The following is a 14,234-nucleotide window of genomic DNA, read 5'->3' on the forward strand; positions in this document are numbered from 1 at the left end:
CAGCAGCGAGCTGCCTGAATAGCGATACGGGCGACGTCAGCGGCGGCGTTGCGGGCCGCCTCTGCTGCCCGCTGGGCTTGCCACCCGGTACGCGTGCGCGTTGTTGTGGAGGTGCCTCTCGATCAGGTACGGCTACCAGCCGATCCCGGCTGCTGCCAGCTTGGCGACGAAGGCTCTGTGTTCGGCCAGGCTTGTGGCGCCACTGTTGCCCACGGTGTCTCTAGTGGTGAGTGGACGATGGAACGAACTCGACGGGCAGTTCGGTGAAGTCCCATCCGAGAACGTTGTCTTCGCCCGTGTTCGTCAAGATCTCATAAAGAAGCTGCGCAACGGGGCCGGGATGCTCGCGCCATTCATCGGCGCCTTGACTGTAGTAGGCGATCCGCCAGCGGTCCGGATCGGCTGGTTCGGTGATCCAGCAGAACGTGCCACCTTGGCCGTCGCTTCCCCAGGGAAGCAGGCCACCAGGCTCCGGGAAAACCCGGTAGGTCACTTTTTCGAGATACTCGAGATCCTCGTCCCCGAGGATTTGAAGTTCTTGGTCGAGATTGTTTTTGAAGTTGTTCCATGCCTGTTCGTTGGCGACAGGACTGTGGATGTTGACGCCGCGGAATACACCACCAGGAAACCGGGTCAACAACTCTTTATAGTCTGATGGGAGACTTGTTCCCAGCTCCCGTTCGACGCTGGACCAAGACTTCTTCGGCTTGGCCACGTCGTGCCAATCGACGAGGCGGGCAATGCTGCCTACGAGCGAGGCGTAGCGCTCGTTATTCATCGCCCCTCCAGGAGCCGTTGCGAATATCCGGATTCAGATTTCGTCCACTCTAGCATCGAACCTTGGTCGCGTTTCCGTTCGGGACGTTCTGGATTTCCGCGGAGCAGGTGAACCCGTTGGACCCTACTGCGTCGATGAACACCCATTGCGGCATAGCGGCTGTGGGGCTGGGGTACTGCACCCACACCTTGTACAGGACGGATACTCCAACAGGGCTCCTGTCGAGCACTCTGGCCACCGCGTTCTCGATGAGCTTGACGTCTGACTTATTCACGCGGAGGTACTGGGTGACGATGTTGTCCACCAAGTTGGAGCCGTGCAGCCGGGCTGCGATGAGATGGCCTTTCTCAACCCTCACGCCGTTGAGCATGCCGTCGAGTGGATGCCCTACAGGCGTTGCGCGCGCGGTGTCGTTCGTGGTGGTGCGTGTTGCGCACACGATACCGCCTGTGGCTCGTTGAGCGGGGGTGCCCATCCAGGTGAAGGGTTCCATGGGGAAGTTCTGGGGCATGTTGGCCTGCATCCGTCCCTGGAAGCACTGATCGAGGTCGGTCTTGCTGGCGACGTGCGTCAGGCGACGTCCGGGACTCGGGGCGACCTGCGGCTGCTTGTTGTGCTCGTCCATCTCCGCCTTGATGCGTTTTTCTCGATCGAGGACTTTGCACGTGCCTTGAGTGTGGGCGGGTGCGCCGGCGGTGAGGGTGGTGGCGCCGCGGCAGTTGCGGAGTTGGCGGATGACGTCGCGCAGGTTGTTGGCGATCCGCCGCCCGGCGACTTTGAGGTCTTTGAAGGTGCGGATGCCTTTGACGATGCGGACGACGGCGGAGACGGCGTCGGGGATTTTGCTGAGCACGGAGGCGATCTTGAGGATCGGCAGGGCGTTGATGACGGTCATGACGCAGGAGATGAAGTCGCCTTCGGTGAAGCAGCGTTTGGCGTCGTTGTAGCCGATGATGTCGAGGATGATCTGCCCGCCTTCTTGGGCGATGAAGTCCAGCAGCGGCTTGTTCGCGTCGGCGCGGGCGCGGTTGTACTCGTCGACGCCGGCTTGTCCCTGCTCGGCGCGCAGAAGCTCGATGTCCTCCGCGGTCAGCTCGGGAATGTCCGTGTCATCGCCGAGCGTTTGCTCGACCTCCTCCCGTTGCCGTCGTTCGTTCTCCAGTCTCAGCTGTTCCTGTAACTCGGCGAGTTGCTTCTGGATGTCGTTGGAGATGGCAGCCACGTTGCCGGCGCGGGCTTCGGTGTCTTTGGCGTAGTTCTCGGCGTTGGTGGCCGCCTCGTCGGCGTTTCGGGCGTGTTCCGCGGCCCGGTTCGCCGAGGCACGGGCCGCGTCAGCGTCAACCTGAGCCTGTGCGGCGGCTTGCTGGGCGGCTGCGGCGTCCTTTTCCGCGCGGGTGGCCGCGGCGCTCGCTTCGTTCGCCGCGCGGGTGGCGGAGTCGGCGGCTGCCCGGGCCGCGCGGGCGTCGGCTTCGGCCTGGTCGGCGAGGCGTCCGGCGAGGGCGGCGTCAGCGGCTGCCTGGTTCGCCGCCGCGCGGGCCGCTTGAGCATCGGCTTGGGCGCCGGCGTCAACGACCGCGGCATCCGCCGCGGCCTTGCGGGCTGCGGCTCCGTGGATGGCGGCGTCGGCCGCTGACTGCTGTGCCGCCGCGGCGGAGCGGGCAGCAGCGGCGGCGGAGCTGGCTGCCTGGGCTGCTGCCTGGTAGGCGGGGGCGACGTCGGCGGCAGCGTTGCGTGCGGCGTCGGCTGCCCGCTGGGCTTGGGCGGCGGCGTCCACGGCGGCGGCCTGGGCGGTCTTGACTTGGGTGTCCCCGACGTCTTTGGCGCGGTTGGCGACCACGATGATGAAGTCGGCGTCGATGTCCGCGCCGGTGAAGGGGCTGACGATCGAAATGGCCTGATCGGCGGGCGCTGCGATGCCCGACGCGGACTGTACCGACGCGGTCGCGGCGCGGGCGGCGATGCCGGCTTGGGTGGCGGCGGTGGCTGCCTCGACACCGGCGGCGTTCGCTTCATCCCGGGTGCGGTGGGCCGCGTCCAGGGTGATGGCTGCTTCCACGGCGGCTTGCTGCGCGAGGTTCGCGGCGTTGCGCGCGTTCTCCGCTGCGCGGGCCTCGGCCGCGGTCGCTTCCTCGGCGGAAGCGCGGGCGCGCAGTGCTTCGGCGTGGACGGCGGCGGCTTCTCGTTCGGCGCGGGTGGCGGCCTCGTTGGCGCGGGCCGCGGCGGCCTGGGCCTCGTTCGCGGCGGTGCGGGCCTTCTCGGCGGCGACTTCGGCTTCGCGGGCGGCGGCTCGTGCCTCGGCGGCGGCGGCTTGCGCGGCGTCGGCGTGGGCGCGGGCCCGTCCGGCGGCGGCGTCGGCTTCGATCGCGGCGCCGCGGGCCCGGCCCGCCGCCGCTTGAGCGTCGTCGGCGTGGCCACGGGCGATCAGTGCGGCGCCCTTGGCCTTGTTGGCGTCGGTTCGCGCCGCGTGAGCCGCGGCCCATGCCTTGTCTTTGTCCGCCTGCACGACCTCGGTGGATTGCTGCATCCGCTGCGCCAGGCCTTCCAGGGCGGTGGCCTTCTTGTCCGCGGTGTCCGCGGACTGGGCGATCGCCGCGGCCTCGTCCCGTGCCCGGAACGCGTTGGCTTCCTCGTTGCGGGCGCTGGTGTTGGCGTCCTGGGCGGCCTTTTCTTGGGCGCGGGCGTCACGGGAGGCGTCGGCGGCGATCTGTTCCTGGGCTTGGGCGTCGCCGCGTTTCCCCGCAGCGATCCGCTGTTGGGCCTCGGCGTCCAGTCGTTTCTGGTGGGCGATGGCCGCGTCGCGTTGGGCGGCGTCGCGGTGCTGGGCGGCCTGGAGTTGCTTTGCTTCGGCTTCCTGTCGTTTCGCGGCGGCCTGCTGGCGCCAGTGCTCGGCCTCTTGTCGTTTCGCGGCGGCGACGTCGCGTTCGCGTTCGGCGTCCACACGGGCTTGTTTGACGTTCGCGGCGTGAACGCGGGCGTTGCGGAGCGCGGTTTCGGCGTCGACCCGGGCCTGGCGCGCCAGCTCGGAGGCCTCGGCGGCCGCGGTGGCCTGATCTTTGGCGGCCTGTGCGAGCTGGGCGGCCGCGGCGGCGTGGGATTCGGCGTTGAGCCGCCACTGCCGGGCGTTCTCCTCGTGCGCTTTGGCCTTCTCGGCGGCGTCGGTGGCCGCCGCGTCGGCGGAGATCGCGTCGACGGCGTGGGCGGCGGTCTCGGCGGCGCGTTTCGCCGCATCCGCGGCGGCGGCCATGCCTTCCACGACCTTCGCCCACTGCGCGCCGTGCGGCATCCCGTTCTGCAGCAGGATGTCGACCTGGGTCTTCGCACCCGCGGCCGCGGACTGCGCGGCCCGGGCGTCGGTGACGGCGCGGCCGGCCTCGCGGGCGACGTCGGCTTTCGCGCGCTGATACAGCTCCGGGTGGTAGGTGTGCCCGGCCTGATCCGAGGCCAGCAACCTGGCGGTCTCGCGGGAGACGTTCGCTGCGGAGGTCATGTCGTTCGCGGTGCGCTCGAGCGCTTTGACCCCGTCCGCGTGCGCGGCGAGCAGGTTGGTCCGGGCGCGCATCGCCCGCGCGGTCCGCTGCGCCAGATCCGATGCCGCGACCGCGTCTTTGCGTTTCTGTTCCAGCTCTGCCAGGTACTGCTCCCGCGCGTCGGCATCACGCTGTGCCGCGGTCAGGTATCCCGTCTTGAGGAACTCCGCGATCGCGGCGTCCCCGGCGGCGAGCGCCGCCTTCGCCGCCGCGGACACCTCGGGGGTGCCGCGGTCGGCGGCGACCTGGACGTGCATCCGCCGCCGGTTCTTCAGTTCCTTGTCATAGGCGCCCTCGCGGCGGTCCTGTTCGGCGGCGATGTCGCGGCCGAAGGCCAGGAAGTCGGCCCGGTCGTAGGCGTTGCCGGCCAGCGCGCGGCCCACAGCGGCGTTGAACACGGGGCCGCCGGTGCCGGTGAGCGGTTCGATGAGGGCACGGTTGTTGGCGTCGGCGTCGGCTTTGCGTTTCCTCGCCGCCGCTTTGGCGTTCTGCTGGCCGTGGTCGAAGAACGCGGGGATCGCGGTCGCGTCGCCGGCTTCGGTCTTGCGCAGGGTGGCCCGGGCGGCGGCGCGGACTTCCTCGTCCTCGTCGAACGCGGCGATGTCGGCCAGCAAGTCCAGCTGCAGCTGCCGCAGGACTGCTTCCAGTTCCGGATCACCTTCCGGCCCGGACGCGGGCGGCGTTGGCTCGCTGGCCGCGGCGGGACTGGCGGGCGGCTGCCACTCGCTATGACGGGCGCCTGGCGCGGAGAGGGCGGCGACCGAGCTGCCCGGTCCTGCTCCCCCGGCCACCAGGGCGGCGGCGAGGGTCACCACCACGGTTCGCCGGCACCACCGGTGGGCCAGGATCCCTTGTCTCGCGCGGCGCATCCGTCTCGGCATTCGCACAACAACCCCACCCTCGAAGAACGATCTGTGTCAGAAACACCTGGCTCACGGTCGGGTCGTGGCCAGGCGGAACGCACCTGCCGGGTCAGGGGCGGGTGGTCATCCGGTCATAGCCCTGCTGAGCCTGATCGCGGGCTCCCGCCCACCGCCCGGCCTCGTCGCCGGCGAACGTCGTTTCCGTCGTCCAGCCGCCGCGCTGTTTCTCCGCGCCCGTCACGATCGCCGCCCAGACCGGGTCGGTTTCCGCGGTCGCGCGGTCTTTCACCGTCTGCCAGTACCGGGCCTGCTCCAGGCAGAGCTGCCGCTCGGCCTCCCACGCCTGCCGGGCTTCCTCGGCCTTCTCCCGCGTGGTGGCCCAGGCCCGGGCGGCGACCAGACGGGCCTGCTCCGCCGCGGCCTCCCCCGCGTTGCGGGCCTCAAGCTCGGCCGCCTCGGCATCGGCCACCAGCCGTGGGATCACCGCGTGGTACTGGATCCCCGCGTCCTGCGTGCGGAGCCGGAAGATCTCCACATCCAGGGCGGCCGCGGCCATCCACCCGGTGGCGAAGAACTCCCGCACATCGGTGTCCGTGCTTCCCGGGCGCAGGGCATGCTGTGCGGCCAGCCGGACCTGCTCACCGGGATCGGAGACGCTCAGCAGGCGGACGAAGTCCCGCTCCTCCGCAGCGATCACCTGCCGATGCTGCTCGTCGGATTCTCGGGCGGCGGTGTCGAGCGCTTTCGCTTCGGCGAAACCGGTCCGCACGAAACGGTCCCGGTCAGCGTCACTGCCCTGGGAGGCCTGTTTCGCGGCAGCGTGTACCCGCGGCGAGTACTCGACGGAATATGTCGCCAGTACACGCTGGACGAAATCGCGGTTTCGGGCGGAATTCTGCTGGGCGCGTTCCCTGGCTTCACCGAATCCGGAAAGCACGAATCGCTGGAGTGCGGATTCCCCTTCGTCTGACCATATGGCCTGCCAGGCTGAGACACGAACCGGTGTCTCGGCGTGATAGAGGGCGATCTGGCGCACCATCGGATACCACGGCGACTGCTCGATCCCCGCGGCCCGCACCTGCCCCACACGGCCACCTGCAGCAGAAGCCGTGCCAGCAAAGGAAAGTGTGACTATCAACCCAATCACGAGCACCCTGCACGCGGCAGAAAACTTCCCCACAAGCCCACTCCCCCCAGTAGCCACGTGATCACACGGCCGGGAAACTATGGCACACCGCCAAGACCTCCAACCCATCCAATGTGATACCCGTCACTACAATTACGGGACGTTGATCACGTCTGCATTTCGGTTACCCGAGACTATTGACCGAATTTATCTGAGGGCGCTAGTTCTCACAGGCTCGCGTTCGCGAACCGCCTTCCAGGAAAGCGGTTCCCGCTGAGCGGTAATACGCCATTTGATTGATCATCATGCCATCAAGAGGGGGAATTCTTGTGAGACATTCGGCCAGATCGGCGGCGGTATCCCGCCCGCCCAGAGCACGTACGGGAAAGACGGCCGCGGTCGTCGCCGCGGCTGTCATGGCGGTCAGCCTGCTCTCCGCGCCACCAGCAACAGGTACCCCGGGCAGGTCTGCGACGGCTGCCGCAGTTCAGCGGGCCACATCGGCTCAGTCGACGGAAGCGGAGAAAGCCAAGGCCGCGGCCATCCTCGGCATCGTCGCCGGCCCGGAACTGCTGATCCTCACCGACCGCAACTTCACCGCCGCCATGTACTACGCGGCCGACGACCTGGACAAGCGGAAGCCGCTCGAGCCAGAGCACCAGAAGGTCAAGGAGGCGGCCATCGCCGCACTCGGTGAGAGCGACGACGCCTGCACCACGTTCATCAAGACCGGCATGGCCGCAGCTAACATCCAGGACCAGACCATCGTGACCGAGCGCCGCGCCCGGCAGGACGAGGAACGCACCGCTAAAGCCAAAGCCGCCGCCCTGCTCGACATTCCGGCCGACAACACCGTGCTCGGGAAGTCGGTCTACGAGTTCATCGTCTACCTCGACCTCAACGCCGACAACCACAAGGACACCGCAGTCAAAGAGGCGGCGCGGGCCGCGCTGCGCGGCACCGCCGAAGCACAGTGGACCTTCCTCACTGTCGGGGTCTTCGACGAGCACAGCAAGGACATCGACCGCCTGACCCAGGAAGACGAGGCCAAGACCGAGGCCGAAAAGGCAGCCGCGCGAGCCCGCGAGGCCAAGGCCAACGCCGCCTGGCACGCCCTCGGCATCCGCGGCGACGAGGCCCTGGTCAACCTCAGCGACCAAGACTTCGTCATCGAGATCTGGAGCCGCGCACCTCGTGACACCGAGGTACACGGAGCCGCCGAAGCAGCCGTCCGCAGCCGCAACCCCGCCGACTGGAAAGCCTTCATCGACCGCGGCGCGAAGGAAGCGCACCTGCGCGACATCGACAACGCACTCCGCAAACGCGACGAGGAATACGTCCGCCAGATCACCGAGATCCGCACCCGCGCCGCCAAGAGCCGAGTTCATCCCGCACTCGTCACCGCCGCCGACACCGCCCTGGCAGGCTCACCGACCGACAGAGAACGGTTCCTCCGCGAGGGCCAGTCTCGGCACCTGACCCAGTCCCTGCGCACGATGACCTGGCTGAACGGTGACATGTATCTGACCGACAGCGGCGGCGGCCGGGTAACCCTCACCCACTGGCAGCCGGGCAACCACCCGGAAGTGGTCTGGAAGATCGAACCCGGGCTCAGCGACCCGACCTGCTACTCGATCCAGCCGGTCACCCGTCCCAACAACTACATCCGCTGGAACAGCGACACCTCCCCCCCGTCGTCGGACCACCTCACCGTGTCCCCCACCGATGGCACACCCGAGTTCAAAACCGCAGCGACCTGGTGCCTGGACCCCACGACACCTGTCTTCAAGTCCAAAGCGGCACCGAACCACTCCCTGCACGTAGACGGCTCGCGGGACGACTACTTAGACGTCGACACCCCGCTACCCCCCACCCCCTTTGACGTGGCGCTCTCCGAACGTCCGGAACTTCGGGACAAGCTTGGCAAGCCACTGGGTGACCCCGTGTTGGACGCCAACCACCTCGGCTATCGCCCCTATGAGAAAGGCCGCCTCTATCGCACCCGCAGTGGCAGCGGAGTTTACGAGTCCTACAGGATCAGCGCCGTCTACAACGGGCCGATACTCGACAAACTCCTCGCCATGGGCGGCCCCAACGCCATCCCCGGCATCATGACCAGCCAGACCACGACCAAAGATGGCCAGGGCCAGGAGCTCGAGTTCCTCTATGCTTTGGGGGGCGAGGACACTCTCTATATCCTCTGGAGCCCGGCCAGCGGTGTCCACGAGGTGCACGGTGGGATCGGCGTCACCTGGAGCCAAGCCGGCGGCCTGACCGGACCATTGGGCTACCCCACCACCGACGAGACCGGCTTCGGTAACGGCACCGGCTACTACAACCGGTTTACCGGCGGATCGGTCTACTGGATGCCCAACGTCGGCGGTCTAACTGTCACCGGCGACTTCCACACCCGTCACAAAGCTCTCGGCTACGAAACGGGGCTCCTGGGACACCCCATTGAGAACGAACGCGCCGCGGCGCTCGCCGACGCGGGCGTCCCGAGCGTCCCGCGCCAGCGCTTCTCCACCGGCGCGCTCTACCGCACCCAGGCCAACGGCGTCCTGGCCGTCCACGGCGAGATCTACAAAAAATACGCCGAACTCGGCTACGAGACCGGCATCCTCGGTCTGCCCAGCTCCGAAGTGCTCACCGCCTCCGACGGAGTCGGCAAGTATGTCAACTTCAGCAACGGCACCGCCATCTACTGGCACCCCGCCACCGGCGCCCACGCCATCTACGGCAACATCCGCGCCCGATGGAACGCCCTCGGAGCCGAGAAGTCCTACCTTGGCTACCCCACCACCGACGAACTCCCCCTGCCCAAGGGACGCCGCAACGTCTTCCAGAACGGGCGCATCGACTGGAGCAACGAAAGCGGCAGCACCATCGACTACAAGACCGTCACCATGACCCCCGGTTCGATCGAGCTCAAGAACGCCAACGGTGGACGGTGCATCCAGGTCGCCGGCGTCGGCCAGGACGCACTACGCGACAGCGCGGGCACCGAACTCTGGGACTGCGTCGCCGGCACCAAACAGGTCTGGAAACTCACCCCACTCGGCGACAACAAGTACAACCTCAAGAACCAGAACTCCGGCAAATGCCTCGACCTGCCCACCAACTACAACAACGGAACACCGATCACCCAATACACCTGCCACAACGGTGTTAACCAGCAATGGGAATTCACCACAGCGGCCAACGGCACACTCGCCCTCCGCAGTGTCTACTCCGCCAAGATCATCGAAGCCCTCGGTAACGGCACCGCCAACGCGACACTCGTAGGCCAGTGGGCCGACCTCGGCAACCCCAACCAACGCTGGAGCACCATCCAGATCAGCACCACGCCATAACACCCCGGGTGCTGGCTCCACGGCGGTGGAGCCAGCACCCGGATCGCTAAGCCGGCGAGAGGCTGTAGTGGTAGATCCCGCGCTCGGTCATGACTCCCTTATACGGACGATGACTAGCCGTCCAGGTCCTCGACGGCCCAGCCGCACAGGAGCCTGCCTGGCCGCATAGATCTGCGCGTGGTCGCCATTGACGTGGTCGGATCACAGGGGGCTTGCCGAATCCGACCCCAGCCGATCAAGGCCGTCTTTGGCCCGTCCCCTCGGCAGGATGGGAACGAGTCGGTGGACGTGGCCATCGTGATGGCTTGACCGACGTCGGGAGCTGCGGGCGTCGCCAGTCAAGCCGGCTCGTGCGGCGGTCAGCGTGACCACACCGCGTGCGAGATGCCCAGAGCGAGCGGAAACCGAGCTGAACTGCTCGCCGAGGTCGACAGCGCACGTGGGCCCGCTACGCACTCGGCGATCACTCCCGGTGACTGCAACGGGGAATACGCGACAGTTGAGTTACGCGAGCTCACCAGTCGGCGACTCCTCATAGACGACCGTGCTTTCGTCGAATCGATAACGACTGCAATCGGCTGTGTGTTGGCTATTCGTTCGGTGGCTGCCAGGCGAGTTGGACGAGGTCTCTCTGCCTCTGTCGGTCGATCAACCAGCCCCTGCCGGGCGGCAGCACCTGGGGGCGCATGCCACCCAGCAGCGGGCCCTCGTCCCGGTCGCCGGACATCAACAAGCCGGGCGTGCCGACCTCGCGCAGCCTGCTGAGGACCGGCTCGAACAGTCCGCGCGCGGCCCCACCGGTGCGCCTCGCCAGCACCACGTGCAGGCCGATGTCCGAGCCGTAGACGACCAGCGGCAGCAACGGCATCAGCGGGTGCGCCTCGTGGGTGGCGACCATGTCGTAGTCGTCCACCAGCACGAAGATCTCCGGCCCCTGCCACCAGCTCCTGGCTCGGAGCTGCTTGGGTGTGACGTCCGGGCCGGGCAGCCGCTTGAGTAGCGCTTCGACCGCCTCGGCCAGCAGGCCGCCGCTGTGCTTGTCGCTGGTGCCGTAGCCGAGCAGATATTCGTCGTCGACTTCGCCGAGCAGTCCCCGGCGGTAGTCGACCGCGATGATTCGGGCCTCTTCGGGCCGGTAGGCGCGCTGGATCCGCTTGGCCAGCACGCGCAGGAACGCCGTCTTGCCGCTCTGGGCGTCGGCGAGCACGAGAAAATGCGGGTCGGCGGCGAAGTTCAGCCGCAGCGGGGACAGGTCCCGTTCGTGGATGCCGACCGCGAGCCCGGCGTCGTCCCCGGACAGCTCGTCGGTGGTGGGCAGTTCCTCGTGGTGGATGACTTCGGGCAGCCGCCGCACGGAAGGCACAAGTTGGCCCGGCCAGCGCGCCTTGGCCTCCGCGACAAGTGCAGTGAGCCCGTCGGCGAGGTTGCTGGCTTCCGGCACCCCGTCGATGCGGGGCAAGGCCATCAGCATCTGGTACCCGTTCGGCGAAATCCCGCGCCCCGGGGCGTCTGCGGGCACGCTCATCGCGGCGCGCCGGTCGATGATTGAGTCGATCGGGTCGCCAATCTTCAGCTCGAGTCTGCTGGCGAACAGTTCCCTGATGTTGATCCGCAGGTCGAATGAGCGGGCACAGCTAGCTACTACGTGCACGCCGTAGCGCAAGCCGCGGGCGGCGATGTCGCCGACCGTCTCCTCGAGCTCCGGAAAGTCGTCGCGTAGGGTCTGCCAGCCGTCGACCACCAGGAAGACGTCCCCGTGCGGCTGGTCTGCGAACCGTCCCTCTTCGCGCAGTCTCCGATAGGTGGCGATCCCGCCTAGCCGGTGTTCGGGGAACAACCGCTCCCGCTGCGCCAGCACCGCGGCGATCTCAGCGACAGTGCGGCGGACCGCCCCGGTGTCCCGCCTTCCGCACACTCCGCCGACGTGCGGCAGCCCGGCGATGGAGGCGAGGGTGCCACCGCCGAAGTCCAGGCAGTAGAACTGCGTCTCGCGGGGGGTGTGGGTGAGTGCGAGACTAGTGATCAGGGTGCAAAGGGTGGTGCTCTTGCCGGTCTGCGGGGCGCCGAGCACTAGTACGTGCCCGGCCGCGCCGGCCAGGTCCAGCGTCAGTGGGTCGCGTCGTTGTTCGAACGGCCGGTCCACTATGCCGAGCAGCGGCTGCAGCGCCCCGGACAGATCGGGCGAACCTGTGGTCAGCCCACGCCTCGGGTCGGTGATCAGGTCGGGCAACAGCTCGTCCAGCGTCGGTGGGTCGGACAGCGGCCGCAGCCACACCTGGTGGGCGGGCGCGCCTTGGCCCTCCAACCGGTTGACCAGGATATCCAGGAGAGTTTCGCCGACGGCTGCGTCCGGACCCGCCTCGGGCGCAGCCTTCCCCTTGTCAACGCCGGACTCTGTGGCGAGGTAAGCGGTCGTGTCTTCATGCAGAGCAGGCGACCGCCCAGAGGGGGTGGCCGGCCCGGCGACGACGTTGCGCCTGTACACCCCGGAAACGTAGGCGGCACGGAAGCGATCCATTGGGTCCGTGCCGACTTTGAGGAAACCGTGCCCCGGCGTCCTCGGCAGCCTGAAGGCATCCGTCGCGCCGAGCACGGCCCGACTTTCCATCTCGGAGAACGTGCGTAGCCCGATCCGGTATGACAGATGGTCTTCCAAGCCGCGTAGCCCGCCCTCCTCGAGCCGCTGCGAGGCGAGCAGGAGGTGCACGCCGAGTGACCGGCCGACGCGTCCGATTTGTACGAACGTGTCGATGAAATCGGGCCTCGCGGACAGAAGTTCGGCGAACTCGTCGCAGATCACCAGTAGCGTTGGCACCTCGGGCAGCGGAGCACCCGCGGCACGCGCCTTCTTGTAGTCCGACAAAGAGGAGAAGGCCCCGGCCGCGCGTAGCAATTCCTGGCGTCGAACGAGCTCGCCATTGATCGCGTCGGTCATCCGGTCGATCAAGTGTAGTTCCTCGGCCAGATTCGTGATCACCGCACTGGTGTGCGGCAGCTTGTCCAACCGAGCGAAGGTGGCCGCGCCCGTGAAGTCCACCAGCGCGAAGTTCAGCGAGCTCGGCGAGTGCGTGGCCGCCAGCGCCAGCACGAGCGTGCGAAGCAGCTCTGACTTGCCGGAGTCGGCGGCCCCGATCAGCAGGCCGTGCGGTCCCATGCCGTCCTCGGTCGATTCCTTGAGATCGAGCTCGACCGGAGTTCCGTCAGGCTGCACACCGAACCTGACGCGCAGTCGATCCCGACGCGGCCGGGGAGCCCAGCCATCAGCTGGGTTGAACTCGTACGGATCGCCCAGATCCAGCAGCTCGGCAAGGCCAAGTCCGGCAACCATTGGAACGTCGCCCCTCAGGCCAGTGGCCCCATCGAACGTGGGGTCGCCGGCGAAAGCCGCTCCGTCGAAATGGGCGTCGCCAGTGAAGATGACTTTGTTGAACGACGCCGTGCCATCAGCGGTCGCTCCGTCGAAATGGGCGTCGCCGGTGAAGACCGCTCTGTCGAACGAGACAAAGCCGGTGAAGGTCACCCCGTCGAACCGGGCGACGCCGGTGAAGGTCGCCCCGTCGAACCTAGCCACGCTGATCCGGCATGCCTGGAAGTCGATGTCGATGAGATTGGCACCGGTAAGGTCGAGGGCGATGCCATCCCAGAATCGGTCGGTGTCCTGCGGGGTGAGGTGCTGGGCGAGGATACGTTGGGCGGCAAGCCGAACCTCGCGCTCCTGCACACGCTCACGGTGATCGTCGCGCCGATGCTGGTCGTCGTCATCAGCGGGTGGCACGCCAGGAAGCCGGTAGGGCATGCGCAAGTACGCGCAGAGCACGTTGAACACAGTCTGCCGGTGTTTGGGGTTGTCCTGGGCTAACCTCTCCAGGGCGTACAGCCCGCCCAGCCGTACTGCGGCCTTGTCCGCGCCAAGCTGCTCGACCGCCTTGGTGTACAACTCGGTGACACGCCGTTCGGTCGCGTCAGAGTTGGCATCGACAGCAACTTGCAGCTGGTGCAGGAGTGTACGTTCACGGTTGTCCAGCTCTGCTTCGGTGGCACGCTGCCGTCGCCAGGCGAGGTAGAGGGCGAACACACCGCCACTGCCGACGCCGAGGCTCAGTCCGACCTTCAACGCGTCCAGTCTCGCGGTGACCAGGGCTGAACCGGTAAGGCCGCGAGTGGCTGCCCACCACAAGGCAATCACCGCCCCGGTGATCAGCACCACCACCACAGCTGCCCCGATAACGATCTTCCATGGCGAGATCGGCGGCAGCACTGGCCGCGGCGACGGCACACTCTCGACCGGCAGCTCTGGTCCAGGCAACATGAGACCAAACGATATCGTCGTCGGGCGAGTAACGGTGCTGCTAGCGATCAACCCCCACCGAAACCGGTGTGCCCGGAGCCCGTGATGGTGCGAAGCTAGATCGCAGGCTGCGCCGCCCGAGCGAACACCTCGTTCACGTACGAAGCTTGTCGCAGCCGTGGCGGTCGCTTTCGCCAGCTGGAACGGCCGGGCGCAGCGGGCAGGCAGGCGTACGGCGCGCCTTGCGAGGGGCCTTGGTGATGGCCGCCGGTCCAGCGGGCAGGTCCGCGCTCTCCGTG

General features: G+C 67.6%; 6 protein-coding genes. 2 read left to right on the top strand and 4 right to left on the bottom strand.

Annotated elements, in window-relative coordinates:
* Positions 1–220: 220 nt before the first annotated feature.
* From ACIHAO_RS19445 to ACIHAO_RS19455, 3 genes are all read right to left on the bottom strand, one after another.
* Positions 221–778 (bottom strand): SMI1/KNR4 family protein, encoded by a 558-nt coding sequence (locus ACIHAO_RS19445; RefSeq protein ID WP_396559644.1) that lies wholly within the window; start codon positions 776–778, stop codon positions 221–223.
* Between the two features lie 49 nt (positions 779–827).
* Entirely contained in the window at positions 828–5,123 is a 4,296-nt protein-coding gene (locus ACIHAO_RS19450; RefSeq protein ID WP_396559646.1) for a DNA/RNA non-specific endonuclease, read from the bottom strand.
* 154 nt (positions 5,124–5,277) lie between these two features.
* Entirely contained in the window at positions 5,278–5,865 is a 588-nt protein-coding gene (locus tag ACIHAO_RS19455; protein WP_396559648.1) for a hypothetical protein, read from the bottom strand.
* 6 nt (positions 5,866–5,871) lie between these two features.
* On the opposite strand from ACIHAO_RS19455, the gene ACIHAO_RS19460 reads away from it, so the two are divergent.
* Together ACIHAO_RS19460 and ACIHAO_RS19465 are read left to right on the top strand one after the other, a co-directional pair.
* A complete protein-coding gene (locus ACIHAO_RS19460) occupies positions 5,872–6,138 on the top strand; it encodes a hypothetical protein (protein WP_396559650.1) in 267 nt (88 codons plus the stop codon).
* 572 nt (positions 6,139–6,710) lie between these two features.
* Positions 6,711–9,647, top strand: coding sequence for an RICIN domain-containing protein (locus ACIHAO_RS19465; RefSeq protein ID WP_396559652.1), 2,937 nt, complete (start codon positions 6,711–6,713; stop codon positions 9,645–9,647).
* Between the two features lie 589 nt (positions 9,648–10,236).
* On the opposite strand, the gene eccCb is transcribed toward ACIHAO_RS19465, so the two are convergent.
* Entirely contained in the window at positions 10,237–13,956 is a 3,720-nt protein-coding gene (gene eccCb / locus ACIHAO_RS19470) for a type VII secretion protein EccCb (RefSeq protein WP_396559654.1), read from the bottom strand.
* Positions 13,957–14,234 lie beyond the last annotated feature (278 nt).

It is taken from the genome of Amycolatopsis sp. NPDC052450 (assembly GCF_044547565.1).
Classification (GTDB): domain Bacteria; phylum Actinomycetota; class Actinomycetes; order Mycobacteriales; family Pseudonocardiaceae; genus Amycolatopsis.

What these genes read in the sequence shown, in the direction of transcription:
- ACIHAO_RS19445 (WP_396559644.1), bottom strand. Translation starts at nt 778, where the DNA reads ATGAATAACGAGCGCTACGCCTCGCTCGTAGGCAGCATTGCCCGCCTC.
- ACIHAO_RS19465 (WP_396559652.1), top strand. Translation starts at nt 6,711, where the DNA reads ATGGCGGTCAGCCTGCTCTCCGCGCCACCAGCAACAGGTACCCCGGGC.
- ACIHAO_RS19460 (WP_396559650.1), top strand. Translation starts at nt 5,872, where the DNA reads ATGCTGCTCGTCGGATTCTCGGGCGGCGGTGTCGAGCGCTTTCGCTTC.
- eccCb (WP_396559654.1), bottom strand. Translation starts at nt 13,956, where the DNA reads ATGTTGCCTGGACCAGAGCTGCCGGTCGAGAGTGTGCCGTCGCCGCGG.